The 25,681-nt window shown below is 41.9% G+C and carries 28 protein-coding genes, 4 tRNA genes and 1 pseudogene; 23 read left to right on the plus strand and 10 right to left on the minus strand.

Annotated features, from left to right (window positions below; translation table 11 throughout):
* Positions 1-3 precede the first annotated feature (3 nt).
* The 10 genes from lolB (at position 4) to panD (ending at position 4,385) form a co-directional block, all read left to right on the plus strand.
* Entirely contained in the window at positions 4-582 is a 579-nt protein-coding gene (gene lolB / locus BJN41_RS05650; protein ID WP_070153948.1) for a lipoprotein insertase outer membrane protein LolB, read from the plus strand.
* Positions 583-601: 19 nt separating this feature from the next.
* Positions 602-1,432 (plus strand): 4-(cytidine 5'-diphospho)-2-C-methyl-D-erythritol kinase, encoded by an 831-nt coding sequence (gene ispE / locus BJN41_RS05655; RefSeq protein WP_026438066.1) that lies wholly within the window; start codon positions 602-604, stop codon positions 1,430-1,432.
* Positions 1,431-1,505, plus strand: a tRNA-Gln gene (locus tag BJN41_RS05660). Before ispE ends, BJN41_RS05660 begins: the two co-directional genes overlap by 2 nt.
* Before the next feature lie 27 nt (positions 1,506-1,532).
* A tRNA-Gln gene (locus BJN41_RS05665) sits at positions 1,533-1,607 on the plus strand.
* A gap of 19 nt (positions 1,608-1,626) precedes the next feature.
* Positions 1,627-1,701 (plus strand) — tRNA-Gln (locus BJN41_RS05670).
* A 93-nt stretch (positions 1,702-1,794) separates the two neighbouring features.
* Positions 1,795-1,869: transfer RNA gene (locus tag BJN41_RS05675), tRNA-Gln, on the plus strand.
* A 36-nt stretch (positions 1,870-1,905) separates the two neighbouring features.
* Positions 1,906-2,859 (plus strand): ribose-phosphate pyrophosphokinase, encoded by a 954-nt coding sequence (locus BJN41_RS05680; RefSeq protein WP_004972226.1) that lies wholly within the window; start codon positions 1,906-1,908, stop codon positions 2,857-2,859.
* Positions 2,860-2,961: 102 nt separating this feature from the next.
* Positions 2,962-3,258, plus strand: coding sequence for a 50S ribosomal protein L25 (rplY, locus tag BJN41_RS05685; protein ID WP_070153949.1), 297 nt, complete (start codon positions 2,962-2,964; stop codon positions 3,256-3,258).
* A gap of 18 nt (positions 3,259-3,276) precedes the next feature.
* Positions 3,277-3,858, plus strand: a complete 582-nt coding sequence (gene pth, locus BJN41_RS05690) for an aminoacyl-tRNA hydrolase (protein WP_070153950.1) — start codon at positions 3,277-3,279, stop codon at positions 3,856-3,858.
* Positions 3,859-4,004: 146 nt separating this feature from the next.
* Complete coding sequence (gene panD, locus BJN41_RS05695) at positions 4,005-4,385, plus strand: aspartate 1-decarboxylase (protein ID WP_070153951.1); 381 nt, start codon at positions 4,005-4,007, stop codon at positions 4,383-4,385.
* A 103-nt stretch (positions 4,386-4,488) separates the two neighbouring features.
* Here panD and BJN41_RS05700 read toward each other — a convergent pair whose 3' ends face one another.
* Positions 4,489-4,974 (minus strand): DUF1289 domain-containing protein, encoded by a 486-nt coding sequence (locus BJN41_RS05700; RefSeq protein ID WP_070153952.1) that lies wholly within the window; start codon positions 4,972-4,974, stop codon positions 4,489-4,491.
* 218 nt (positions 4,975-5,192) lie between these two features.
* On the opposite strand from BJN41_RS05700, the gene BJN41_RS05705 reads away from it, so the two are divergent.
* The 5 genes from BJN41_RS05705 (at position 5,193) to BJN41_RS15610 (ending at position 8,672) form a co-directional block, all read left to right on the plus strand.
* Entirely contained in the window at positions 5,193-6,125 is a 933-nt protein-coding gene (locus tag BJN41_RS05705; protein WP_070153953.1) for a rhodanese-related sulfurtransferase, read from the plus strand.
* A gap of 336 nt (positions 6,126-6,461) precedes the next feature.
* Positions 6,462-6,749, plus strand: a complete 288-nt coding sequence (locus BJN41_RS05710) for a hypothetical protein (protein ID WP_070153954.1) — start codon at positions 6,462-6,464, stop codon at positions 6,747-6,749.
* Positions 6,750-6,824: 75 nt separating this feature from the next.
* Entirely contained in the window at positions 6,825-7,439 is a 615-nt protein-coding gene (locus BJN41_RS05715) for a DedA family protein (protein ID WP_019837067.1), read from the plus strand.
* 48 nt (positions 7,440-7,487) lie between these two features.
* Complete coding sequence (locus BJN41_RS05720) at positions 7,488-7,904, plus strand: ABZJ_00895 family protein (RefSeq protein WP_070153955.1); 417 nt, start codon at positions 7,488-7,490, stop codon at positions 7,902-7,904.
* Positions 7,905-8,129: 225 nt separating this feature from the next.
* Positions 8,130-8,672 carry a hypothetical protein gene (locus BJN41_RS15610; RefSeq protein ID WP_019837065.1) on the plus strand — a complete coding sequence of 181 codons (543 nt, stop codon included), beginning with the start codon at positions 8,130-8,132 and terminating at the stop codon, positions 8,670-8,672.
* Between the two features lie 138 nt (positions 8,673-8,810).
* On the opposite strand, the gene BJN41_RS05730 is transcribed toward BJN41_RS15610, so the two are convergent.
* Both BJN41_RS05730 and BJN41_RS05735 read right to left on the minus strand, forming a co-directional pair.
* Positions 8,811-9,335, minus strand: coding sequence for a YecA family protein (locus tag BJN41_RS05730; protein WP_070153956.1), 525 nt, complete (start codon positions 9,333-9,335; stop codon positions 8,811-8,813).
* 68 nt (positions 9,336-9,403) lie between these two features.
* Positions 9,404-9,604, minus strand: a complete 201-nt coding sequence (locus BJN41_RS05735) for a PA3496 family putative envelope integrity protein (protein ID WP_019837063.1) — start codon at positions 9,602-9,604, stop codon at positions 9,404-9,406.
* A 373-nt stretch (positions 9,605-9,977) separates the two neighbouring features.
* On the opposite strand from BJN41_RS05735, the gene rpoD reads away from it, so the two are divergent.
* From rpoD to BJN41_RS15130, 7 genes and pseudogenes are all read left to right on the plus strand, one after another.
* Positions 9,978-11,864, plus strand: coding sequence for an RNA polymerase sigma factor RpoD (gene rpoD, locus BJN41_RS05740; protein ID WP_070153957.1), 1,887 nt, complete (start codon positions 9,978-9,980; stop codon positions 11,862-11,864).
* Between the two features lie 114 nt (positions 11,865-11,978).
* Entirely contained in the window at positions 11,979-12,272 is a 294-nt protein-coding gene (locus BJN41_RS05745) for a YbeD family protein (RefSeq protein ID WP_019837061.1), read from the plus strand.
* A gap of 153 nt (positions 12,273-12,425) precedes the next feature.
* Positions 12,426-13,082: a lipoyl(octanoyl) transferase LipB gene (gene lipB, locus BJN41_RS05750; protein ID WP_070153958.1), complete on the plus strand. Its 657-nt coding sequence runs from the start codon at positions 12,426-12,428 to the stop codon at positions 13,080-13,082.
* A 75-nt stretch (positions 13,083-13,157) separates the two neighbouring features.
* Positions 13,158-13,691 (plus strand): hypothetical protein, encoded by a 534-nt coding sequence (locus BJN41_RS05755; protein WP_026438100.1) that lies wholly within the window; start codon positions 13,158-13,160, stop codon positions 13,689-13,691.
* A 1-nt stretch (position 13,692) separates the two neighbouring features.
* Positions 13,693-14,877 carry an iron-containing alcohol dehydrogenase gene (locus BJN41_RS05760; RefSeq protein ID WP_019837059.1) on the plus strand — a complete coding sequence of 395 codons (1,185 nt, stop codon included), beginning with the start codon at positions 13,693-13,695 and terminating at the stop codon, positions 14,875-14,877.
* Between the two features lie 267 nt (positions 14,878-15,144).
* The gene (locus tag BJN41_RS05765) at positions 15,145-16,539 is read left to right on the plus strand and encodes an APC family permease (protein WP_019837058.1); all 1,395 of its coding nucleotides are present in this window, start codon (positions 15,145-15,147) and stop codon (positions 16,537-16,539) included.
* Between the two features lie 103 nt (positions 16,540-16,642).
* Positions 16,643-17,880, plus strand: a pseudogene (locus tag BJN41_RS15130) (IS3 family transposase).
* A gap of 183 nt (positions 17,881-18,063) precedes the next feature.
* Here the strand turns inward: BJN41_RS15130 and BJN41_RS05780 are convergent.
* From BJN41_RS05780 to rplU, 7 genes are all read right to left on the minus strand, one after another.
* Positions 18,064-18,543, minus strand: coding sequence for a tRNA (cytidine(34)-2'-O)-methyltransferase (locus tag BJN41_RS05780; protein WP_019837057.1), 480 nt, complete (start codon positions 18,541-18,543; stop codon positions 18,064-18,066).
* Positions 18,544-18,632: 89 nt separating this feature from the next.
* Positions 18,633-20,003 (minus strand): siroheme synthase CysG, encoded by a 1,371-nt coding sequence (gene cysG, locus BJN41_RS05785; RefSeq protein WP_019837056.1) that lies wholly within the window; start codon positions 20,001-20,003, stop codon positions 18,633-18,635.
* Positions 20,004-20,070: 67 nt separating this feature from the next.
* Positions 20,071-21,342, minus strand: coding sequence for a serine--tRNA ligase (gene serS / locus BJN41_RS05790; protein ID WP_019837055.1), 1,272 nt, complete (start codon positions 21,340-21,342; stop codon positions 20,071-20,073).
* 120 nt (positions 21,343-21,462) lie between these two features.
* Positions 21,463-22,260 (minus strand): RsiV family protein, encoded by a 798-nt coding sequence (locus tag BJN41_RS05795; RefSeq protein WP_019837054.1) that lies wholly within the window; start codon positions 22,258-22,260, stop codon positions 21,463-21,465.
* Positions 22,261-22,714: 454 nt separating this feature from the next.
* On the minus strand, positions 22,715-23,413 hold the full coding sequence (gene lolA / locus BJN41_RS05800; protein WP_019837053.1) for an outer membrane lipoprotein chaperone LolA: 699 nt from the start codon (positions 23,411-23,413) through the stop codon (positions 22,715-22,717).
* A gap of 230 nt (positions 23,414-23,643) precedes the next feature.
* Positions 23,644-23,898 carry a 50S ribosomal protein L27 gene (gene rpmA / locus BJN41_RS05805; protein ID WP_004760935.1) on the minus strand — a complete coding sequence of 85 codons (255 nt, stop codon included), beginning with the start codon at positions 23,896-23,898 and terminating at the stop codon, positions 23,644-23,646.
* A 19-nt stretch (positions 23,899-23,917) separates the two neighbouring features.
* Entirely contained in the window at positions 23,918-24,229 is a 312-nt protein-coding gene (gene rplU / locus BJN41_RS05810; protein WP_004972275.1) for a 50S ribosomal protein L21, read from the minus strand.
* A gap of 469 nt (positions 24,230-24,698) precedes the next feature.
* On the opposite strand from rplU, the gene sdsA reads away from it, so the two are divergent.
* On the plus strand, positions 24,699-25,676 hold the full coding sequence (gene sdsA / locus BJN41_RS05815; protein ID WP_070153959.1) for an All-trans-nonaprenyl-diphosphate synthase: 978 nt from the start codon (positions 24,699-24,701) through the stop codon (positions 25,674-25,676).
* Positions 25,677-25,681: the final 5 nt, after the last annotated feature.

Consider the following 25,681-nt stretch of genomic DNA (forward strand, 5'->3'; position numbering starts at 1 on the left):
TTCATGCGTTTATTTTCAAAATTAGGATTAACCCTTTTTGCCACCAGTAGCCTTGTGCTGACAGGTTGTCAGCCTTTCGTACAAAAACCAGCCAATGTTTCACAGCAAGTTGAAGCTGAAAATCAATTTAACTTGCAAGGCAAAATTGGCGTGCGCACTCCACAGCAATCTGGCAGTGCCTTTTTTACTTGGGTACAGCAGCAACAGCAGTTTGACATTGAACTGAGCGGCATTTTAGGCGTTGGGAAAACACAAATTAACGGAAAACCTGGACAAGTCACCCTCAATAGTGCCAAAACAGGGTTAATTTATGCAGAAAGTCCTGAAGAACTGTTAGAACAAGCCACGGGCTGGCAAGCGCCTATCACCCACTTGGTCGATTGGGTACAAGCCCGACCTGCAACGGTCAATGCCCAAATTCAAAAAGATCCCCAACAGCGCCCAACTCAATTTATTGAAGATGGTTGGACAGTCGATTTGAGCTATAACGACAGTGCCAGTTTGCCAAACCGCCTGATTTTGAAACAGGGACTTGAATCAGGGCAAGAAAACCGTATTACAATGCTCATCCAAAATCGTTAATCACTTGCCAAGTTTAGTCATGATTCGTGTACCCTCACCTGCCAAATTAAATCTGTTTTTGCACATTACTGGGCGTCGTGACAACGGCTACCATGAATTGCAGACTATTTTTCAACTGATTGATTTATATGACTGGCTAGAATTTGAAATCAATGATACTCAAAGCATTCACATTCAGGGTTTAAACAGCGTCGATTTAGAACAAAATCTGATTTACAAAGCCACGCAAATTTTAATGCCTTACGCGAAACAAACCACAGGTTTAAATATAGCAATTGAGAAGCACATCCCTATGGGTGCAGGGCTTGGCGGCGGTTCATCCAATGCCGCAACCACTTTAATTGTGGTCAATCAACTTTGGCAATGTGGCCTCGATACTCAAAAACTGGCAGAACTGGGTTTACAGCTCGGAGCAGATGTACCGATCTTTGTGTATGGTCGCAATGCATGGGCAGAAGGCATTGGTGAACAGTTAACATTCATAGACTTAGCCCCAAAACAATATATTGTGTTAAAACCTGACTGTTTTATCAGCACTCAACTACTTTTTTCACAAAAAACATTGACAAGAAACACGAAGCCCACTAAATTCTGCGGCTATCAGATAAAGCCATCTGACTTTGGAAATAATTTTGAGCCTGTGGCGCGAAATTTATACTCCGAAGTAGATGAAGCAATGCGTTATTTAGACCAGTTTGGTCAAGCAAAGCTTACAGGTACAGGTGCTTGTGTCTTTACTGAAGTGACTACAGAAATGAATGTAGACCACATTTTGGCGAACTCACCATGTACTGCGTACTTAGTGTATAGCTTAAATGAATCTCCATTACGACATTTCACAGTACAATAGGGGTATCGCCAAGTGGTAAGGCACCGGTTTTTGATATCGGCATCCGTTGGTTCGAATCCAGCTACCCCTGCCATCTCATTCACCTGTAGATTACTGTATTAGGGGTATCGCCAAGTGGTAAGGCACCGGTTTTTGATATCGGCATCCGTTGGTTCGAATCCAGCTACCCCTGCCATCTTACAGTGATCAAATCTAGGGGTATCGCCAAGTGGTAAGGCACCGGTTTTTGATATCGGCATCCGTTGGTTCGAATCCAGCTACCCCTGCCATTTTCTCGCATTAGACAGAACACCCTTTATTCGCGTTATCCTGTTAACTCACCTTGACAGAGTGCCGTAAAAATATTAAAGTTCTGCCGCATTAGGGGTATCGCCAAGTGGTAAGGCACCGGTTTTTGATATCGGCATCCGTTGGTTCGAATCCAGCTACCCCTGCCATCTATTCCTACATACACCAACCGCCAAGGGTGCTTCATGCCCAATCTTGTCGTTTTTAGTGGAACCGCGCATCCACAATTCGCTCAAAAAGTCGTAAGCCACTTGCACATTCCTTTAGGTGCTGCATCAGTTTCTACCTTCTCTGATGGTGAGATTGCTGTAGAGATTACCGAGAATGTCCGTGGTAAAGACGTATTTATCGTACAACCTACTTGTGCGCCAACCAATGACAACCTCATGGAAATCTTGGTGATGGCTGACGCGTTGCGTCGTGCAAGTGCAGGTCGTATTACCGCCGTGATTCCTTACTTCGGTTATGCCCGCCAAGACCGTCGTCCTCGTTCTACGCGTGTTCCAATTACCGCTAAAGTGGTTGCAGATATGCTCACCACTGTAGGTATTGACCGTGTGGTGATGATTGACTTGCACGCAGACCAAATTCAAGGTTTCTTCGACATCCCTGTAGACAACATTTATGGTACGCCTGCGCTATTGGCTGACCTGCGTCAACAGTCACACGACAACCTCATGGTAGTTTCACCAGACGTTGGTGGTGTGGTTCGTGCACGCGCTGTTGCAAAACAAATGGGTGATATCGATCTTGCAATTATCGATAAACGTCGTCAAAAAGCGAATGAATCACAAGTGATGCATTTGATTGGTGATGTAAAAGATCGTGACTGTGTCATTGTAGATGACATGGTAGATACTGCAGGTACATTATGCAAAGCTGCCGATGCGCTCAAAACTTTTGGTGCTCGCCGCGTAGTTGCTTATGCGACCCACCCTGTACTTTCAGGCAAAGCGATTGAAAACCTGAAAAATTCTGTGATTGATGAACTGGTTGTTACCGACACCATTCCTCTTTCAGAAGAAGCACAAGCACTTGGTAAAATTCGCCAAGTATCTGTAGCAAGCATGGTTGCAGAAACAATTCGTCGCATTAACAACGAAGAATCTATTAGCGCAATGTTCGATTCTTATCTATAATAATGCGCTGAATTTTCAAAGCCCTGCCACTTTGGCAGGGTTTTCTATCACTAGATTGGTCGCAGATCTAGTTTATTTAAACTCAAAATAAGGATGTCTATCATGGCAAACTTCGTATTAAACGCTCAAGCGCGAGAAGCAGCTAACCAAGGGAAAGGTGCGAGCCGCCGCCTTCGTCACGCTGCATTAGTTCCAGCTATCATTTATGGTGGCGACGCTGAACCAGTATCAATCACTTTAGAACTTCGTGAGCTTGTAAAAGTTTTAGAAAGCAATGCTTTCTTTGAAGAAGTTGTAGAAATCAAAGTCGGTGACAAAGTTGAAAACGTGAAAATTCAAGCGTTACAACGTCACCCTGCTAAAAACACACCTATGCACGCTGACTTCAAACGCGCATAAGTGTTTATGGTGTAATTAGTGGCTAATATTTCACTGATTGTTGGTTTGGGCAACCCTGGTAAAGAGTATGCCCAAACCCGCCATAATGCAGGCTTCTGGTTTGTAGAACGCCTTGCAGATCAATATGGCATCGCATTAAAAGTCGATCCTAAATTTCATGGGATCAGCGGACGTGGTAATATCGAAGGTCAAGACGTTCGTCTGTTATTACCCACAACCTTTATGAACCGTTCTGGTCAAAGTGTTGCTCCCTTCGCCAAATTCTATCAAATTGCACCTGAAGCAATGCTGATTGCTCATGATGAACTAGATATGAACCCAGGGATCATTCGCCTAAAAACGGGTGGTGGTCATGGTGGACATAATGGTTTACGTGACATCGTGCCGCACACAGGTCCAAACTTCCATCGTTTGCGGATTGGTATTGGGCATCCGGGTTCAAAAGAACGCGTGTCTGGTCATGTACTGAGCAAAGCACCAAGTAGCGAGCAAACTTTAATGGATGATGCACTTGCACATGCATTAGGTCGTATCAAGTTACTGGTCAATGGCGAAGTACAACAAGCCATGAATCAAATCAATGCCTATAAACCGAACTGATGAATCCACAATTGTTGAACAATCACACTTGCCATGTCGCAATTTTCAGAGCAAAATGCGCTTTCTGCTCGGAACTGACATCCATCAAGCAGTGTTTGAATTCAACCATAAGATAAAATCTTAGGTCCACTAAGGAGACGCTCACCATGCTATCTCGTTTATTAAAATGCAAAATCCACCGTGCTTTTGTAACGCATGCAGAACTTCACTACGAAGGTTCATGTGCAATTGACGGAACACTCATGGATTTAGCTGGCATTCGTGAATATGAAGAAATCCACGTATGGAACGTGACCAATGGTAAGCGCTTCACAACTTATGCAATTCGTGGTGAAGACAACTCAGGTATCATTTCAGTCAATGGTGGTGCTGCACACCAAGCCGATGTAGGCGATATTGTTATTATCGCAACCTTTGGTGACTTCACTGAAGCAGAAGCCAATGCACACGAACCACGTTTGGTCTATGCAAACCCAGACAATACCGTGAGCCACACTGCAAACTGTATTCCTGTACAAGTGGCTTAAGCCATTCATGTACAAAATAAAAGACTCGCAAATTTTGCGAGTTTTTTTATGACTCAATAAAAGTCTGTCTACTCTTTGCAGACCTCATAGCAAGACTTACAAATTAGTCATCCTGCAAGCTATGCAATAAGCTATGACTGATGCCATCGGCACGTAAGAATGCAAAATCATAACTTGCGGTTGCAAGCGCCAACACACGACGTTCAAACTCCTGCCACAAAGGTCGCACTTCTTTGTAGTGAATCCCCAAGCCGCTTTCATCGGTAAAATGTCGATTTTTTTCACAAATTTTCAATGCATGGTACAGCTTACGCCCTTTTGAAGCATCATCACGTAAACGCACACGCTTAGAGCGGATAAACTCTTCGACATGACACAGGTCGGCAAAAGGCAACATAGGCACTAAAATCTGATCAAGCTGTGCATCTAAGCGACGCCAAACGGCAGTATGTTGTTCAGGCGTATAACTGTTMCATTGAATCACTTCATGGTTAAAGCGACGGCAACCTCGACAGACAGCATCACCAAACACCGTAGAACAACGACCTGCACACGGGGTTAAAGTGGCAATTTGACGATCCTTACTCAACTCAACACTCCAATATTTAACAACACCTGTTGGCGCACCAATATGAACACAACATTCTTCTTTGAAACGAGTGGCATCATACTCCGATCTGCTCCATTTTTAAAATGTTGTGTCGTGCTTTACAAACCATGTACCGCGCTCGGTTTTCTCGCATATTCACACAAAGCAGGTTAGAATATGCGCCTTAAATTTTTGTCTTTCATCTATTGGAGTACTCCATGAACGCTACTGTAGAACAGCTTGCACCTGTAGAACAGCCAGCGACCACGACTTGGGTTGTTGCCGCACTTTATCAATTCAAAGAAGTTTCAGATCCTGCCGATCTTCAACAACGCTTATTAGATTTGGTAAATTCAATCAACCTTTGCGGTACTCTTATTGTGGCAGGTGAAGGCATTAATGGAACTGTGGCGGGKGATCGTGCCGCCATTGATCAAGTTCATCAATTTCTGTGGGATGAAGGTTTTACATCAATGGAATACAAAGAGTCACATAGCTCTGAAAAGCCATTCCGTAAAATGAAAATCAAGCTCAAAAAAGAAATTGTGACTTTGGGTGTAGAAGTAAAACCACGTGATTTAGTCGGTCACTACCTAGACCCGAAAGAATGGAATGAACTGATTGCCCGTGACGATGTTATTCTGATTGATACCCGTAATGACTATGAATACAAAGCAGGAACGTTTAAGGGCGCAATTGACCCAAAAACTGAAACGTTCCGTGAATTTCCAGAATATGTGAAAAAAAACCTAGAACAGCATAAAGACAAAAAAATTGCGATGTTCTGCACAGGCGGGATTCGTTGTGAAAAATCGACCTCTTTATTGTTACAAGAAGGTTTTACCGAGGTCTATCACTTAAAAGGTGGCGTACTCAAATACTTAGAAGAAACACCAGCCGATGAAAGCTTATGGGAAGGCGAATGTTTCGTATTTGATGGTCGTACAGCGGTAACACATGGCATGCAAGAAGGTCAAAACACCAAATGTCATGCTTGCGGTTGGCCATTACTGCCTAAAGAAGTTGAATTACCAAGCTATGAACACGGCGTATCTTGCGTGTACTGTATTGATAAAACCAGCGAGAAACAAAAAGAAGGTTTCCGTATGCGCCAATCACAAATTGCCGCAGCTAAACGTAAACGTCTGTAATCAATACAGGCTCATACACATCAATAAGGCTAATTAAAGCCATGTTAATGTTGTATCGACCATCGATCATGAAAAGTCCTCATCCTGTATGGGGATTTTTTTATGTCCATCTATACGCTTCACGCAAGATTACATAGAACATAAAATTACAACGCATGTTTACCAAGCATTGCGCAATATCCCCTGATTAGGTGATAGCATTCAATCAAAATAAGCCACAAAATTTGTGGCTCTATTCGTGCGGATGTTCAGCACAAACTCAACATATTCCGTGACCCAAAATTCAAGGATCGTTATGTATTCCTAAATTTATATGCCGCAATCAGGAGTGACGCTATGCCTAAAACAACAATTTCAAATTCAATGCACACACTACGTTTTACGCCTGTAAAAGCGGTGACTGCTGCGCATAGTGCAACAATGCAAGATTGTTTGGAACATAAATCACATACTTTTATTGTAGCTTTAGGTGCAATTTTAGGCGGTATTATTGCGGCATTTGTAGGCTACCATCTGCAAGCGCATTTCTTGAATTACGCCCTGCTCTGTGCCATCCCTATCCTCGTGGCGTATAGCTTAAGACGTGTATATATCTATACCCTGACCCATGCAGAGCTTGATTAAGTCCAGATTGCGCAAGACTTTACTGTTTGACCAATACTGCTTAGGATAGAAGCACTTTTCTAAAGCACGACTTGCATGAACTTAACTGAATGGATTATTTCCATTATGGAACAACTGGGCTACCTAGGTATTGCCCTGTTGATGTTTCTGGATAATGTCTTTCCACCTGTTCCCTCTGAAATTATTATGCCCTCTGCAGGCTACTCTGCATCGCAAGGGCAATTATTGCTATTGGGTGTCATTATTGCGGGCTGTATCGGCTCATTGGTCGCGGCGGCAGTGTTGTATTGGGTGGGTTATCGCTGTAAACACGAAAGTATTTACCACTGGGTGAATCGCTACGGTAAATATCTATGGATTAAAGAACAAGATGTCCGAAACTCCCTACATTGGTTTGAACAATATGGACATCGGATTGTATTTTTTGGGCGCATGATTCCCGCCATTCGTTCTCTGATTAGTATTCCTGCAGGCATGAGTCACATGCCATTTTGGAAATTTATGTTTTATAGTGGTTTAGGCACAATCATCTGGACCACTTTTTTAGCCTGCCTGGGTTATTATTTTGGTGAAAACCAACAATTGATGCAGCAAATTTTCAGTCAGGTCAGTCATGTCATTATCGGCTTGGTGCTCTTAGTCATCGCCATGCTTTTATACCGTAGGCATAAACGTAAAATGCGTGACTAATGCGCTCGTTGCTGCGTAATTGAATCAATTTTTTGGGGAAAATCAGACATGAAACCATATTTATTATTTTTTGCTGCGGTTTACAGTATTGCGCTGGTCTTACTCATTAGCGTATTGATTTTTGGTCTGAACTTAGGTGGCTTAACCTTACTCCCTGCATTAATTGCCGCAGCATTCATTAGCGCAGGACATTTTGTCAAAAAAGAACAACGCTTACCGAGCAGTGATGAAAAAATTCAACTGGTCTGGGGCTCAAGTGCAGTCGCGATTATTATTGGCAGCTTCTTTGTGTTTTTCTTAGTGCTCATGAACCCGAATGCTGAGGCCATTTTACAAGCTGCAGATAAAGCAGGACTGGCTTTGTCTGCGGTGGTGATGCTGTGTTTGATTGCAATTCATGGCGCAATTTTTCATGTTGCTTATGGTTGGTATGCGAATCGTTATTATCACAAAACGTTTTTATAAGCTTACCTAAAGCGCGTATTTTACATTGAACCATAACAGTAAACACCTAAAATTAACATCAGGCTGATATATGACACATAAATTTACGTCGGACATGCGCTGTAACTGAAACACATTCTGAATAGAGTACAAATCTACATTGTAGCAGCGTAAATTAAACCTATTCATAGCGGTTTATGAATATAAAAACGCAATAACGCATACAAAGAGAAAAAGGTGATTCGGATGTCAGATTTTGAACGCAATGATAAGATTGACCGTGATGTGGTTAAAAACTTACCCAAAGAAGAGCGTGATCGTTTAAATGCCGACCCAATTACAGGAGAACCTGGTGCACACCCTGTTGGTACAGGTCTTGGCGCAGTTGGGGGTGCGGCAACAGGTGCAACCGTTGGCGCATTAGGTGGTCCAGTAGGTGCTGTGGTGGGTGGTGCTGTAGGTGCCGTTGTTGGTGGCTTGGCTGGTAAAGGCGCTGCAGAAGCAGTAAACCCTACAGAAGAAGAAACGTACTGGCGTGCCAATAGTCTCAATACAGACTATTATGCTCAAACACGTAGTCATTACCCCGATTTAGAATATGAACGTGACTATCAAAATGCCTACCGTGTTGGTTATGAAAACCGCCCACACTATGATGCACATACCCGCTTTGAAGATGTGGAACACGATTTAAAAGGGAAATGGGAACATATTAAAGGGAGTTCTCGCTTAACGTGGGAACAAGCCAAATTTGCGGTAAAAGATGCTTGGGATCGCGCTACACGCTAGTGGGCAAAGTTCCGCTACATATATAGCACAAATCTATTCATCTTAGAGCCACAAAAAAGCACTGCATTTAGCAGTGCTTTTTGCGGATAAACCCTTCATATATGCAAAAAACTGAATCTCTCAAATAAATTTTGCAGCTTAATCAGGCGTGTGATACATTAAATACAACTCATTCAGATTCTCAGGAATTTCTTCTGCTATTTCGTCCATTAACTGACCGTTTCGACGGAAAGCTTCCATCTGTGGATCTTCTTCATCAATGCCACTGAACACCATCATTGGCAAAGTTAAATCAACCAATTGTTCTTCAAATTCAGGTCTAAACCACGCTTCTTCGTTTAAGAACATCGCATCGACAAAGCCAACGCTCCAATCACCTAAACTTGAATCAACTTCTGCTTCTTCAATTTCAAATGGAAACTCAATGCCTTCTTCATTGGCTAAACTTTGGCGAATGCTTTCTAACCAAGCCTCAATTTGCGCAATAATTTCGGCAGGGACTTTCTTTTGATTGCCTTCAAACAATTCATTTAACCATGGGTCAAATTGAGGTCCAACTGCAATGGCGCACAAGAAACCATGCGTTGCAGCGAAGTCTAGACCATGCTCGTTTTGGTCGCCATCTAGATATTCACTTAACAGGTCTAAATCTAAAGCAGTCATTTCAAATCCATCGGTGTCAATTTAGGGGTGTAGCATAACATTTTCAATGCCCGATACAGTACCTGATTTTAGTCATCTTCGTCGTCATCATCGTCAAAATCGTAATCAAAATCTTTGAGCTCACGCTCCAAACGACGTTGTGCGAGTAAATCATCAATCAAACGGCGCTTTTCTAAAGATTCTTTCGCGCTTATTTTGTTTGATGCCTCATCGAAATTAACATCATCATCACCGTAGTTATCATCTAGTTCAAAATCTGTAGAAGACACTAAAACTACCTCAGAATGAAAAAATGTGAAGGGTCAAGCCGCTATTTATCTGCCTTTTTCACCATTGTCAAGTTTTATTTATTTTTTTCAAATAACTGCAACATAAACCGCTTGCAGCCTTGGGGGAAATTTGTGTATTTATGGACAAGTTAGTATCATTATTTGAGATTCGCCCCAATCATAAAAATATTTTGTGGGCAAAAAGGAAATTGACTTGAAAAACAGTATTAAAGCCCCATATTCCTATCAAATTCTTCATTCAAACATCATTTTAAAATCATGCTTGATTGATCAATTCCCCCCTTATTTAAAGCGAATTGTGCTATCATGCACGGTTTTTCACTGCCACAGATTCAACGAAGAGTAAGCAAAGATGAGCGATATGAATTCCCCTACTTCGCAAGTAGCGGCTCTGATTAGCCGAGGCAAAGAGCAAGGTTACCTAACTTACGCTGAGGTTAACGATCATCTCCCGGACTCAATCACAGAAAGCGAGCAGATTGAAGACATTATTCAAATGCTTCAAGACGTCGGTATTCCTGTGCATGAACGTGCGCCTGAATCTGATGATGCAATGTTTGAGGGTAATGCGGAAGCTGCCGACGAAGTTGCTGAAGAAGAAGCTGCCGCCGTACTTGCCTCTGTAGAAAATGAGCCTGGTCGCACCACAGACCCTGTGCGCATGTATATGCGTGAAATGGGTACGGTTGAGCTGTTAACGCGTGAAGGTGAAATTAGCATCGCGAAACGTATTGAAGAAGGGATTCGCGATGTACTTCACTCGATTGCCTACTGGCCAAACGCTGTGCAAGTGGTACTGCAAGAATATAAAGATTATGAAGCAGGTGAACGTCGCCTTGCTGATATTTTATCAGGTTATTTAGACCCTGAAACCGATGAAGAAATTCCAGAAGTTTTAGAGGACGAAGCCGATTTAGACAAAGAAGAAGATACCAGCAACAAACCGACCAAAGACGTTAAACTTGATGATGACGATGAGGAAGAAGAGGCTGAAGCCGAAGAAGAATCAGAAGCAGATTCAGGTCCAGACCCAGAAATTGCAAGAATGCGTTTGGGTGAATTGGAACAGGCTTATCTTGCAAAAATTGCAGCTATTGAAAAACATGGTCGTGAAAGTGCCGAAGCACAAGAAGCTTTAGAAGCTTTAGCGACGGTATTCATGATGTTTAAATTTACGCCACGTTTATTCGATATTATTTCGGAAATGATTCGTGGTACACATGAACAAATTCGTACTGCTGAACGTGAAGTGATGCGTTATGCGGTACGTCGTGGTCGTATGGATCGTACTGTATTCCGTACCTCATTCCCAGGTCAGGAATCTAACTTTGCTTGGTTAGATGAGCACATTGCCAAAGCACCTGCCGACCAAAAAGGTTATTTGGAAAAAGTACGTCCAGATATTTTGGCATTCCAACAAAAAATTGCCGACATTGAAAAAGAGTTAGGCTTAGATGTGAAAGGCATCAAAGACATTTCTAAACGTATGGCAGTAGGTGAAGCTAAAGCCCGTCGTGCGAAGAAAGAAATGGTTGAAGCCAACTTACGCTTGGTGATTTCGATTGCGAAAAAATACACCAACCGTGGTTTACAATTCCTAGACTTGATTCAAGAAGGTAACATCGGCTTGATGAAAGCGGTAGACAAGTTTGAATACCGTCGTGGTTATAAGTTCTCGACTTATGCAACATGGTGGATTCGTCAGGCGATTACCCGTTCTATTGCCGACCAAGCGCGTACCATTCGTATTCCAGTACACATGATCGAAACTATTAACAAGATCAACCGTGTATCGCGTCAATTGCTTCAAGAAATGGGTCGTGAACCGACTCCAGAAGAATTAGGCGAACGTTTGGAAATGGACGAAGTTAAAGTTCGTAAAGTGCTGAAAATTGCCAAAGAGCCGATTTCTATGGAAACGCCAATTGGTGATGATGAAGATTCTCATTTGGGTGACTTCATTGAGGACAGCAACATCACCTCACCTGTTGATGCGGCAACCTCTGAAGGCTTAAAAGAAGCGACCCGTGAAGTGCTTGAAAATTTGACTGAACGTGAAGCCAAAGTTCTGAAAATGCGTTTTGGTATTGATATGCCAACCGATCATACTTTGGAAGAAGTGGGTAAGCAGTTTGATGTGACCCGTGAACGTATCCGTCAGATTGAAGCCAAAGCCTTACGTAAACTTCGTCATCCTTCTCGTTCTGAACACTTACGTTCATTCTTAGAAAATGACTAAAATTGCTGCATAAATGAGCTATTGAAATTTTAAAATTCAGCCTCATTTATTCAACAAGACCAAAAAACGCCTGCCCTAAGCAGGCGTTTGATATAGAGATAGAGACACACGCTTATGACGTTATTCAACCGTACCCCATCTCGTGAACTGCAAGAGCATCTTTGGGTGTTTCCAATGGATTACCCAATTAAACTCATTGGTGACGCGGGTGATGAACTGCGTATTGCTGTGGTTGAAATTTTAGTGAAACACTTCCCTGAGTTTGATGCACAAAGCATCAGCATTACCCCATCACGCACAGGCAAGTATCATTCAATTACAGCACAATTGCGTTTTGAAGAATTGGAACAAGTGCATGCCATTTATGCAGATTTGGCAGCCTGCCCTTTGATTAAAACTGCATTGTAATTTTGTAGATTGATTTTCAAATAACACGCTTTCGGGCGTGTTTTTTTGTTTCTGTGCTGCTAAAATCTTATTCCATCCACAAATCCCCTACAGCCACGACATTTTCGTATAATAAAATCAATTTCTTGCTTTTATGGATAGGACTGCATCTCTGTGGATACTGCACAACGGCCAAACCTGATTATTCGTCAATATCATGACCTGACTGACTATGAAGCACGTTTTCAGGAAATGAAATACTGGACTGAACAACGTGATGCTGACAGCCCTGACCAACTCTGGATTTTGCAACATCCTAATGTACTCACCCAAGGGCAAGCAGGTAAAGCCGAACATATCTTAATGGCAACGGATATTCCTGTAGTACAGACGGATCGCGGTGGTCAAGTTACATGGCATGGCCCAGGTCAATTGGTTGCCTATTTCATGTTTGACCTGAACCGTTTAGGCTGGAATGTCCGTACGTTGGTGTCTTATGCCGAAAATTTGATGATTGAACTGCTAAAAAAATACGGCGTTGATGCCTATGCCAAAGCCGATGCACCAGGAGTATATGTCAATGAACGAAAAATTGGCTCGCTCGGTTTTAAAATTCGCAAAGGTCGTAGTTATCACGGTTTAGCTCTTAATATTGATTGTGATTTAACAGGTTTTCAAAGTATAAACCCTTGCGGCTATGCAGGTTTGGAAATGGTACGTGTGATGGATTTAGTCAATGACTATCCACATTTTGAAAACTTCTGCGCAGATATCATTGCAACTTTACAAAACAGCGGTTACTTTAATGACGTACAAGTCATTCACGTATAAATGGCTTTCTTTTCAATAAGAAATAAAATAGAGTATTTACTCTAAATAATGATTTATAACACAGGGATTCAGCGCGTGATTTCAACTAAATCTGTGAAACCCGCTTTGCAACTGGCCTATGTCAAACTCATGATGGATGTGATTGGCAGAGGTTTAGTCATGGCAAGTCAGGTCGATGAAGAAATTAAACAAGAAGTTGCCAAATTTCCCAGCAACTTTGTGTTGTCTATGAAAGTTTTTCCGAATGGTCCAGCCTTTGTTGCCAAAGTCACTGCGGATCATCAATTAGAACTGTTACAGAATACGGCACAAAAACCCGATTTAACCATTACCTTCAAACACTTAAATCATGCATTTTTAGTGTTTTCATTTCAGGAAAGTACCGCACAGGCTTTTGCGCATGACCGCATGATTGCCGATGGTGATGTATCTTATGCAATTCGCTTGGTACGTTGCCTGAATAAAATGGAAGCGCTCATCTTGCCTAAATTACTGGCAGAACTGGCGGTAAAACAATATCCGACTGAACTCAGCTTAAAAGAAAAACTATCAGGTGCAGCCAATATCTATTTAAAAGTTGCCCAATCTTATTTCAAACGGAGTGCATAACATGGCGAAGCCTTATTACGAATTTTTTTGCCCAGTCAAAGTCATTGCAGGTCATGCTGCGTTAGAACATATTCCGTTTGAATTGGCGACACTCGGTTCACAACGCCCAATGATCATTACTGACAAAGGCGTGCGTTCCAACAATTTGCTTGCCCCGATTGAAGCAGCTTTTGAATCTACCGATGCCGTGATTGGCTATGTTTTTGATGATGTCCCGCAAGATTCAAGTGTGGCAACAGTTCGTCGTGCTGCGCAGTTGTACCGTGAAAACAACTGTGATGCCATTATTGCGGTGGGTGGCGGTTCAGTCATTGACACCTCTAAAGCTACCAATATTTTAGTCAGCGAAGGCGGTGATGACTTGTTGCAATATTCAGGTGCACATAACTTACCGCGCCCACTGAAACCATTTTTTGTGATTCCTACTACATCAGGCACGGGTTCAGAAGTCACGATGGTTGCGGTGGTATCCGACACCGAAAAGAACGTCAAAATGCCGTTTGCATCGTATTACTTAATGCCACATGCAGCCATTTTAGACCCGCGTATGACGCAAACTTTGCCACCACATTTAACAGCAATGACGGCTATGGATGCCATGACGCACGCCATTGAAGCTTATAGTTGCATGGCAGCCAACCCAATTTCTGATGCTTATGCTACGGCAGCAATTAAAAAAATCAGCAATAACCTGTTCAATGTATTAGACAACCCAAGCGATGAACAAGGCCGTTTGGAACTGGCACAAGCATCAACCATGGCGGGGATTGCGTTTTCAAATTCTATGGTGGGTTTGGTCCATTCCTTAGGTCATGCCTTGGGTGCTGTGGCGCATTTACCACATGGACTCTGCATGAATTTATTTTTGCCATACGTGTTGGAATACAACAAAGACGTCAATGCTGATAAAATTGCCGAACTGCTATTACCATTGGCTGGCGCAGATGTTTACGCACAAACCCCTGCACATTTACGTGCCGATAAAACCATTTCGACACTCTTAGCCATTCGTGACCGCTTATACGCACTGACCAAATTACCACGAACTTTACAAGAAACGGGTAAAGTCAGCGAAGCGCAATTAGATGAAGTGGCTGAAAAAGCCCTGAACGATGGTTCGATTATTTATAACCCGAAAGAGGCCAATTTAGAAGAACTCAAAGCTATCTTAAAAAAGGCTTGGTAATTCCTACAAAATAGGCCAATATAACCGAAAATCTAGCCTGATGTTTTTCTAAACATCGGGCTTTTCATTGGTAGACTGCTGCGTCTGATATTTTTTCATCAATGTGGCATATTTTCTGCTAAAAAAGAAAACAAAGATACTGACAAAGCGCATCATTATGGAGTAGATTGGCGCGTTTTTACTTTTTATGTAGGGGGGATTGTTCGTCTCAAACAATCCTGAACAAACATGACTGATCCTTGATCAACGATTAAGAGGATAACGCCGTTGACAAATATCTCTGGGACTCAATCGGCAGCTAAACTGCAAAAAACGCTAGGGCTCTGGCACATCATTATTATTGGTTTAGCCTATATTCAACCGATGACGTTATTCGACACTTTCGGTTTAGTATCGGAAGAAAGTCATTTTCACGTACCCACATCTTATATTTTTGCACTAGTTGCCATTTTGCTCACGTCTTTGAGTTATGGTCACATGATTCGTCGTTACCCATCTTCAGGGTCGGCCTATACCTATGCACAAAAATCCATTCACCCCAACGTCGGCTTTATGGTGGGTTGGTCATCCTGGCTGGATTACCTGCTCTCGCCAATGGTCAATATTATTTTGGCGGTGATTTATTTAGAAGCGTTATTCCCTGAAGTGAATCACTGGATTTGGGTGGTGGTACTCACCGCATTCATGACAGGTGTTAACTTGCGTGGTGCGCGCTTTGTGGCGAACTTCAACAGCTTGATTGTGTTAATCCAGTTGGTGGTGATTGGTGTCTTTACTTGGATGATGTTCACCAAATTACAAGCTGGTTTTAATGCCGATGGCCCTATTACCGCAGAACAACGCTATCAGTTATGGAGCTTAGAGCCTTTCTGGAATGAACTTACCTCGGTAGGTGCATTAATTACGGGTGCAACCCTACTCTGCTTCTCATTTACAGGCTTTGACTCACTCAGCTCACTTGCAGAAGAAACCAAAGATACAGAGAAAACCTTACCAAAAGCGATTTTCTTAACTGCACTAATTGCAGGCGTAATCTTCATTGTTAGCACCTATTTCATGCAAATTTATTTCCCGAATGAACCGGGTAGCTACTTTAAAAATATCGCAGAAACTCAGCCAGAAATTTTACTGTTGGTGGGTGGCTCGCTGTTCCAATCTTATGTACTGACCTTTGCAATTGTAACGGTCATGGCATCTGGTATTTCAGCGCATGCAGGTGTATCACGCTTAATGTATGTGATGGGTCGTGATGGCGTGATCAACAAAAAACTCTTTGGTCATATCAGCCCACGTAACTACACGCCTTCATACAACATTCTAATTGTGGGTGCTGTAGCCTTAACTGCTGGTTTTATGGATCTAGATTTTGTGATTTCATTGATCAGTTTTGGCGCTCTCACCGCATTTAGTTTTGTGAATTTATCGGTGATTTCACGTTATGCGCTGCGTGATGGTCGCACCAAAGGCTTTAAGGACATTCTCAATTTTGTGATCGTACCGTTATGTGGCTTTATTGCAGTGTTTGCTTTATGGCTCGAAGTCGATGAAACTTCATTGAAGTATGGCTTATGGTGGGCGATGTTTGGGGTTTTATACCTCGGTTATAAAACCAAAGGCTTTAAACACCCTGCTCCGCAGCACAATGAGTTTGATGATCGCTAAAACAAATAGCTTCTCAATCTTCAGATCAGGCGCTTTATGCGCCTTTTCTTATGTCTAAAATGTCCCGTCCTGAAATAAGTTTACACCTTAAGAGACTTATTTTATGGAACATGCACGAGAACAACGAGTTAAGCGCACACAACGTGATTATAGCTTCGCCTTTAAAATGATGGTGGTACATGAAGTAGAAAAAGGGCAAATTACTTATAAACAAGCTCAGGCAAAATATGGTATTCAAGGAAGATCAACTGTGCTGGTATGGTTACGCAAGCACGGACAACAGGATTGGACTTCGAATATGCCTACTTCTTCTAAACGCCAATTGACACCCCAACAACGAATCCGCCAATTAGAAAAGCAGTTAGCCGCAGAAAAGCTTAAAACTGAATTTATTCAGGATGTGATTTATCACATTGATAAAGAATGTGGGACTGATCTTGGAAAAAAGTATACCGAGCACGTTTCAAAGATTGGCAAAGCCAAAGAAGACTAAGCGTTTCACATTATTGTCAGTGATTGGGAATCACCCGACAAGCTTATTATCAAGCAGAAAAACGTGCTCAAATGACTGCACAAGCAACTGAACAAATACTTGAGTTGGTTATGGAATATCGCTGTCTCATGCCAAGTATCGGAACACGTAAGCTGTATTGGCTTATTAAAGGCAAATTGTTGCAACGTGGTTTAAAGTGTGGACGGGATCAGTTATTTAAAATATTGAAAGAAAATAACTTATTGATTCGCCCTAAGCGTCGCTATACAAAAACTACGGATAGCAAGCATTGGATGAAGAAGCATCCAAATTTATTAAAGGATTATTCAGCAGTGCAAGCCAATGAAGTCTTTGTTAGTGATATTACCTATGTTGAGAGTGCTGAAGGTGTGCATTATTTATCCTTGGTGACAGATGCTTATACCCGACAGATTAAAGGTTATAAGTTATCGAATGATATGCGTGCGGAGAATGTTGTGCAGGCTCTACATATGGCGATGCAGCAAGCGACAGATCGAGCGACTAGGATGATTCATCATTCAGATAGAGGTGCTCAATATTGCTCTGAGCTATATCAATCGGCATTGCGCCATTATGGGATATGTCCTTCCATGACAGATGGAGGCCTTGCGAAACAGTGTTTCTCATACCAGAATGCATTAGCAGAGCGGATTAATGGAATATTAAAGCAGGAGTTTTTAACTACACGATGTCAAACTATGAAGGAGTTAGATCACTTAATTGCGGAATCTATCATGATTTATAATTGCTATAGACCACATTTAAGTTTAAATATGAACACCCCGAATCAGACGTATGAGCAAACTAAAACCGAGCTAATTGCTTAACTCGGTTTGAAGTGGAATACTGTCAATCTATTTCAGGACAAGACAAAATGGGTTATAAGTTTTTATCAGTAAAATAACCAAAAATAAAAAAGCTGAGTACAATTTTATCTCAGCTTTTTGTTCATCAACGCAGATCATTGATACTCAAGATCGCACTAAATTTGAAATAAATTAATGGTCAAATTAGAGCAATACTTTAAAACCTTGCTGACGCCATGCTTCATACACAATCACAGCCGTTGCATTAGACAAATTTAAACTGCGTGAGTTTTCTGCCATTGGTAAACGAATCCAGTGCTGCTGCGGAAACAACATGCGTACAGCTTCAGGCAAACCGCGAGTTTCAGGCCCCATCAACAAGGCAACAGGTCGGTTTAAATCTGAAGTATGTGGTGTTTCTGTACCTTTGGTGGTCAATGGATAAATCGCATCCAAGCCCACACCTTTACGATCTAAATCAGCCAAACATTGCTCAAGATTGTCCCAAATTTGCATACGTGCCCATTCGTGATAATCCAAACCTGCACGTTTCAGCTTTTTATCATCCAATTCAAAACCTAATGGCTTAATCAAATGTAATTGCGCACCTGTATTGGCACATAAACGAATGATATTGCCTGTGTTAGCTGGAATTTCAGGCTCATATAAAACAACGTGGATCACAAATTTTCTCTACTTTTCACAATCTCTCCTAAGCTCCCTTAAAAATGTAGCAACTCTCCTCTTTTAAAAGAGGGATGGCGAGAGATTCATTACCATTTTAACTGTTCACGTAAATTGACCACCTCACCAATAATGGTCAAGGTAGGCGCCTGAATTTGGTGCTGTTCGACTTTGCTGACAATATTCGCCAACGTCCCCACTACCACTTTTTGTTCAGGTGTCGTGCCTTTAGAAATTAAAGCGACAGGCATATCCGCCCGTTGTCCATGCGCAATCAGTTTTGCACAAATGCTTTCCAAGCCAACCAAGCCCATGTACAGCACCAAGGTTTGATTTTCATACACCAATTCTGACCACGGCAATTCAGGCGAACCTTCTTTTAAATGCCCGGTCAAGAAACGTACACTTTGTGCATAATCTCGGTGGGTCAGTGGAATACCCGCATAAGCCGCACAGCCCGACGCTGCAGTAATGCCTGGTACGACCTGAAATGACACACCTGCTTCATACAACTCTTGAATTTCTTCACCGCCACGCCCAAAAATAAAAGGATCACCACCTTTTAAACGGCAAACTCGCTTACCTGCTTGTGCATATTTAACCAATAACGCATTAATACCTTCTTGCGGCACAGCATGGTTAGAGCGCGCCTTTCCAACATAAACTTTTTCAGCATCACGGCGGCACAATTCCAAAATGGGTGCAGACACCAAACGGTCATAAATCACCACATCGGCTTGCTGCATTAAACGCAAGGCTTTTAAGGTCAGTAACTCAGGATCACCTGGCCCTGCACCAACCAAATACACCTCGCCTTTTGGCGTTTGCCATTCCGCTAAAGCCTGTTGGATACTTTGGTTTGCAGCGTCAAGATTGTCATTGAACACCTGTTCTTTAAGAGGACTGGCATATAGCTCCTCCCAAAAAATACGGCGCTCTTCTGGATTTACAATTTTCTGTTTTACCGCTGCACGCCACTGACCTGAAAACTCAGCCAGTTTGCCCATACCATGCGGAATACTGCTTTCCAGTTGAGTACGAATTTGACGTGATAACACGGGAGATGTGCCATTACTTGCAACTGAAATCACTAAAGGCGAACGGTCAATGATCGCAGGCACCATAAAACGACAATGTGGCGGATCATCAACACTATTGACCAGCACATTTTCGGCTTCGCAAGCTGCAAAAACTTGCTGATTGACCAGGTTGTTATCTGTTGCAGCAATCACCAAACGATAGTGACGCAGCGCAGTAGATGAACTAAAAACATCTTGCACATACTGCCCCTGACTCTGCTGCACCAGTTGCAGTAAATTGTCATCAATTTCAGGAGCAAGTACATCAATTTTTGCGCCCGCTTTAGCCAGTAACAGTGCTTTACGATAAGCAATATGTCCACCACCCACAATCAGGCAACGTTGCTGCTGCAACTTTAAAGAGATTGGGAAAATTTCCACGATACGCCTCTATATTTTTTAGATCTGATTGAGCTAAAGCAAAAACCATGCACAAATTCGATGCATTTTAGTCTATATGACTAATACCGCCCATATATGGACGTAACACTTCAGGAATTTCGATTGAACCATCAGCACGTTGATAGTTTTCCATCACTGCAAGTAAAGTACGACCTACAGCTAAACCTGAACCATTCAACGTATGCACCAATTCGATCTTCTTCTGATCTACGCGGTAGCGTGCTTTCATACGTCGTGCTTGGAAATCTCCCATGTTTGAGCAACTTGAGATTTCACGATAGGTATTTTGGCTTGGCACCCATACTTCTAAGTCATAAGTTTTGGTTGCACCAAAACCCATATCACCACCACAGAGCAAAATTTTACGATATGGTAAGCCTAATGCCTGCAAAATGCCCTCTGCATGTGCAGTTAGTTCTTCAAGCGCCTGCATTGAGTGCTCTGGTTTTGAAATTTGCACCATTTCGACCTTATCGAACTGATGTTGACGAATCAAACCACGAGTATCGCGACCATAAGAACCTGCTTCGCTGCGGAAACAAGGTGTATGCGCGGCATATTTTAATGGCAAGCGTTCAGGGTCAATGATTTCATCTCGAACAAAGTTGGTGACAGGAACTTCGGCAGTTGGAATCAAATAATATTCTTTTTCACCTTGTAATTTGAACAAATCTTCTTCAAATTTAGGCAGTTGACCTGTACCACGCAATGAATCTGCATTAACCAAATACGGTACATACGCTTCGGTATAACCATTCTGAACAGTATGCGTATCTAACATGAACTGTGTAATCGCACGTTGTAAACGCGCCAATGGTCCTTTCAGAACACTAAAACGAGAACCTGTTAATTTGGTTGCAGTTTCAAATTCCAAACCACCCATCATTTCGCCAAGATCGGTATGATCTTTAATTTCAAAATCAAACTGGCGTGGTGTACCCCATTTCAATACTTCTACATTATCAGCTTCATCTTTACCTTCTGGCACGGACTCATCGGGCAAGTTTGGAATAGACAGCAATTTAGCTTCTAACTCATCTTGCAATTCTGCCAAAGCCACTTCAGCAGTTTTAATTTCATCTCCAATGGCAGCCATACGTGCCATAATTTCAGAAGCATCGCCACCTGCTTTTTTAATCTGACCGACTTGTTTGGCACCCGAATTACGTTCTGCCTGTAAGGCTTCGGTTTTAGATTGCAATTCTTTACGACGTGCTTCAAGTGCTGCCCACTCTGCCACATCTAACTGCACACCACGTTTTGCCAAGGCTAAATTTACAGCCTCAATATTATTTCTGAGTAATTTCGGGTCAATCATAGCCAATCTTGGAATAAGAAAAAAACTGGCTATAGTGTAAGCGCTTCGGGTTAAAAAATACAGTAACCCGATTCACAGCTGCACCTTATTACAGCAATCTCTGCGTATTTTTGTGCAATTTTATTGGCTCGGATACTGCGGCAAACTTGGCAAATATTCAGGCTTAATTAATTTCTCCGTCGCATAATAAGGCAGAATCAATTCAGGCATACCTTCTGCATAAGATGCCAATTCATACAAGGGATAGACAAAGACCAAACCATTGGCACCATAATAAAAATTATCGCTCAGTTTAAACTTTTCACGGGAAATATCATGTTCGTCTAGCCAGTTATAATTATGGTTAAACAATTCTTCAGTCATTTTAGCTTCCGTATTGGGCTGCATAATATCTTGCAGCGCCAAACGCTTTTTCTGTTTTAAATCAAAAGTCACAAATTCTTGGTGATGAATACCATGTGCTGCACCCGCAGGGTAACTGTAGCTTTGCAAACTAAACGTCGCCAAATTGGCATGTTGCCCGATATAACGCACATAGCTTGAACTCTGACTCAGCCGCATAGGATCAGTTTCTTCTACTTTTGGCGTTTCAGTTGATGCTGCAGCCTTGGAAAATACAATTGGGTCTGCCTTTTGCAGGCGCTGCATAAAATATTCATCAATCCACGCTGCATTGGTTTTTACCGTCTGAATATCGTAAGCAGTACAACCTTCTTCATCACAAATTTGCTGCTGTGGCAATTTAAGTGCCACCACTTTAGCTTGAATCACAGGAATATCGGCTGTGACAGATGCAGACGCAGCTTGCTCTGTTTCGGCTTTAGAAGTTGCCTCACTCTTTGGCTGACATGCAGTCAACAACAATACTGAACTTAAAGTGACAGCACCCAAAAACACCTGTGATTTTAAATATTGCATTAAATCCCCCTCAGCCACGATTCACAAAGTCTAATGATTAGAAATTCAGGCCTACATAAATTTTGCGATAAAATTGGTTCAATTAAATTAGTCAAGACTATAGATAACACTTGCTGTTCAATCCTAGAGCAATTGTGTAACGGAATAATCGGGGATAAAATTGCTTAAAATTTCTGATCAGATTTTTGCGTGATTATTTTTATTTTTTTATTATAAATCAAAATATTATCAGCAATCCATTAAGGCATAATGATCATCTTTGATGACTCAATCTATATCCTGCATACTACATAATGTGAATTATCCCAAGATTTATCCACAGAAATTGTGGATTTCTTAGAGAAGCTGCTCAAATAAATTTCCGCTATGCTGAAGCTAAAAGCCTTCTCCCTGTGGGAGAAGGCTAGAAAGGGATAGCAAATTATGCTTTAAAAGAACGTATAAAAACATTCAATTATTGATCAATAATGTCCGTGCCTTTTGGCGGCGTGAAGTTAAAGGTCGATGCAGGAATATTGGCATTGACTTTCACATTGTTAAAACGCACATGCGTGGTTTGACCCAATGAATCCTGCAGAATCATTAAAGTTGGCGCGTTACGTGCACCAAAACTAATGGTTAAACTCTGAAATACACCATCATCACTTTTTGGGTATAAAGTGTAATAGGTTTTTGACTTATTCGGCTGGGTCACACGATACGACTGCATGATTTGATTGGTATTGCCCGAAAGCAACAATGCAGGTGTATTTGCCACTTGATCATCTAGGCTTTGACGTACCGCTTGCTGTAAGTCTGGATCATAAATCCATACGGTTTTACCTGTGGTCACAATTGTCTGTTTGGCTGGACTGGTGGTTTCCCAAAAGAATTTACCCGGACGTTCAACTTTCATAACCCCTTTAAAATTCTGGTTCATGTGTTGTGCCGATAAACCACGGTTTGGCAAAGCCTTACCATTGTTGCTAACTTTTGTAGTTTGCTCAAAGTTGGCAGTAAAACTTTTAATGCCATTCAATTGTTTAACAAGGTTTGCTGTCGCTTGTTGCTCCGATGCTGCCACTGGCGCAGCAAACACTGTAGTACTCATGATTGGCGCTAAAGTGGTTGCACCCAATGCCACAGCACACATCGTTTTACGAAGCATATTCATAGATTCACCTTTTTATATTTGCTCAATCGCAATGTTTTGGATGTCCCATCTTAAACCAATTTCTGGCGCTAATATGATAGAAAATAAGAAGTTTTGTATGCTTATTAATATAAAATGTAGAAATTTATCCATCATGATGAAGAACTAAAATTTATCTTTTGACCCTAACTCTCCATCGTATAGACATAAAAAAACCCACAATCACTTGTGGGTTTTTTCACTATTTCAGCTTACGCTTCAACAGATACGTAGCGACGGCCAAATTGACCTTTCACTTCGAATTTTACTACGCCGTCAGCAGTAGCAAATAAAGTATGGTCACGGCCCATACCTACGTTTGCACCAGCGTGGAATTCTGTACCACGTTGACGAACGATGATGTTACCAGCAGTTACAGTTTGACCACCGTAAACTTTAACACCTAACATCTTAGGATTTGAATCACGACCGTTCTTAGTCGATCCACCGGCTTTTTTAGTTGCCATGTCTATTTACTCCTAGTGATTAGCCTGCAATACCAGTAATTTTCAACTCGGTAAACCATTGACGGTGACCTTGTTGCTTACGGTAGTGTTTACGACGACGCATTTTAACAATACGAATTTTGTCGTGACGACCATGACCAACCACTTCTGCAGTTACTTTAGCGCCAGCAACAACTGGAGCACCGATTTGAACGTTGTCACCGTTTACAACCATTAATACGTCATCAAACGTAATAGTTGCGCCAGTTTCAGCTTTCAATAATTCAACTTTAAGGGTTTCACCCTCAACAACACGGTGCTGTTTACCACCGCTTTGGATTACTGCGTACATAATGTACTCCAAACATGCCCGTGTCGTCGTGCCGATAAAGGGATATATCGATCTTAAAACGAACGCCACTGGGGTTATTCAAGGGCAAGGATTTTAAGCCATATTGGCACAAACAACAAGCCATTTGCGGCAATTATTGCACAACAAGGTTGATTATTTAATACACAGCCACGTAAATGACTTTTGCAGCCTTATCCATCTTTAAAGGATAAATTAATATAGACAGATTGTGTTGGCGTAAACTGACGTGCTTGTTAAAATCATACCAAGTTGAGCAAACAACTGAATTTACCCATAAAGTTATTGACTTCCTTTTCCAGTAGAATTAACAATTACAGCATTTGACAGTTGACTAACTATTGCATTCATTGCGGTATTTTCGCAGACTTAAGCAGTTTCCTTAGCTGTAAGATAAGTTACAACTGATTCAAGTATGTTGTCATTCAATATTATTGAGGTTTCTCTTCACATGACCATCGACTTTAAGCAAGACATTCTCGCCCCTGTTGCTTCTGATTTTGCTGCGATGGATTCATTTATTAATGAAGGGATTACCTCTAAAGTCGCGTTGGTGATGGCGGTCAGCAAGCATGTGGTCGAAGCTGGCGGTAAGCGGATGCGTCCAATTATGTGCCTACTTGCGGCCAAAGCTTGTGGCGCAGAAGATTTAGAACGTCAACGCAAACTCGCTGCGATTATTGAAATGCTGCATACAGCAACTTTGGTACATGATGATGTGGTGGATGAGTCTGGCTTACGTCGTGGTCGTCCTACTGCCAACGCCACTTGGAATAACCAAACAGCAGTTTTAGTCGGTGACTTCTTAATTTCCCGCGCTTTTGACTTATTGGTCGATTTAAACGATTTGGTGTTGCTGAAAGATTTTTCTACGGGCACTTGTCAAATTGCCGAAGGTGAAGTTTTACAATTACAGGCACAGCATCAACCTGATACCACAGAACAAATTTATTTAGACATTATTCACGGAAAAACTTCACGTTTATTTGAACTTGCCACCGAAGGTGCAGCAATTTTAACAGGCACGCCACAGTACCGTGAGCCGTTGCGTTTATTTGCAGGTCACTTTGGCAATGCCTTCCAAATTATTGATGATATTTTAGATTACACGTCAGATGCTGAAACATTAGGTAAAAATATTGGCGATGATTTAATGGAAGGCAAACCCACTTTGCCTTTAATCTCTGCATTAAGAAATACCACTGGCGAACAACATCAAATTATTCGTCGCAGTATTGCGACAGGTGGTACTTCAGACCTCGATMAGGTCATTGCGATTGTACAGTCCTCTGGCGCTCTCGACTATTGCCGCCAACGTGCCACAGAAGAAACTGAAGCTGCAATTACCGCTTTAGAAGCATTGCCAGATTCAGAGTCTCGTCAGGCCTTAAAGAATTTAGCCTTATTGGCTTTACATCGCATTCAATAGTTTAA

The sequence above is a fragment of the Acinetobacter towneri genome (assembly GCF_001758345.1).
Lineage (GTDB): Bacteria > Pseudomonadota > Gammaproteobacteria > Pseudomonadales > Moraxellaceae > Acinetobacter > Acinetobacter towneri_A.

Coding starts and splice junctions, on each gene's coding strand:
- rplU (WP_004972275.1), bottom strand. CDS start 24,229: ATGTACGCAGTAATCCAAAGCGGTGGTAAACAGCACCGTGTTGTTGAG.
- rpoD (WP_070153957.1), top strand. CDS start 9,978: ATGAGCGATATGAATTCCCCTACTTCGCAAGTAGCGGCTCTGATTAGC.
- BJN41_RS05795 (WP_019837054.1), bottom strand. CDS start 22,260: ATGCAATATTTAAAATCACAGGTGTTTTTGGGTGCTGTCACTTTAAGT.
- BJN41_RS05710 (WP_070153954.1), top strand. CDS start 6,462: ATGCCTAAAACAACAATTTCAAATTCAATGCACACACTACGTTTTACG.
- lolB (WP_070153948.1), top strand. CDS start 4: ATGCGTTTATTTTCAAAATTAGGATTAACCCTTTTTGCCACCAGTAGC.
- rplY (WP_070153949.1), top strand. CDS start 2,962: ATGGCAAACTTCGTATTAAACGCTCAAGCGCGAGAAGCAGCTAACCAA.
- panD (WP_070153951.1), top strand. CDS start 4,005: ATGCTATCTCGTTTATTAAAATGCAAAATCCACCGTGCTTTTGTAACG.
- lolA (WP_019837053.1), bottom strand. CDS start 23,413: ATGAATATGCTTCGTAAAACGATGTGTGCTGTGGCATTGGGTGCAACC.
- ispE (WP_026438066.1), top strand. CDS start 602: ATGATTCGTGTACCCTCACCTGCCAAATTAAATCTGTTTTTGCACATT.
- BJN41_RS05720 (WP_070153955.1), top strand. CDS start 7,488: ATGAAACCATATTTATTATTTTTTGCTGCGGTTTACAGTATTGCGCTG.
- BJN41_RS05715 (WP_019837067.1), top strand. CDS start 6,825: ATGAACTTAACTGAATGGATTATTTCCATTATGGAACAACTGGGCTAC.
- BJN41_RS05745 (WP_019837061.1), top strand. CDS start 11,979: ATGACGTTATTCAACCGTACCCCATCTCGTGAACTGCAAGAGCATCTT.
- serS (WP_019837055.1), bottom strand. CDS start 21,342: ATGATTGACCCGAAATTACTCAGAAATAATATTGAGGCTGTAAATTTA.
- BJN41_RS15610 (WP_019837065.1), top strand. CDS start 8,130: ATGTCAGATTTTGAACGCAATGATAAGATTGACCGTGATGTGGTTAAA.
- BJN41_RS05760 (WP_019837059.1), top strand. CDS start 13,693: ATGGCGAAGCCTTATTACGAATTTTTTTGCCCAGTCAAAGTCATTGCA.
- BJN41_RS05730 (WP_070153956.1), bottom strand. CDS start 9,335: ATGACTGCTTTAGATTTAGACCTGTTAAGTGAATATCTAGATGGCGAC.
- rpmA (WP_004760935.1), bottom strand. CDS start 23,898: ATGGCAACTAAAAAAGCCGGTGGATCGACTAAGAACGGTCGTGATTCA.
- BJN41_RS05680 (WP_004972226.1), top strand. CDS start 1,906: ATGCCCAATCTTGTCGTTTTTAGTGGAACCGCGCATCCACAATTCGCT.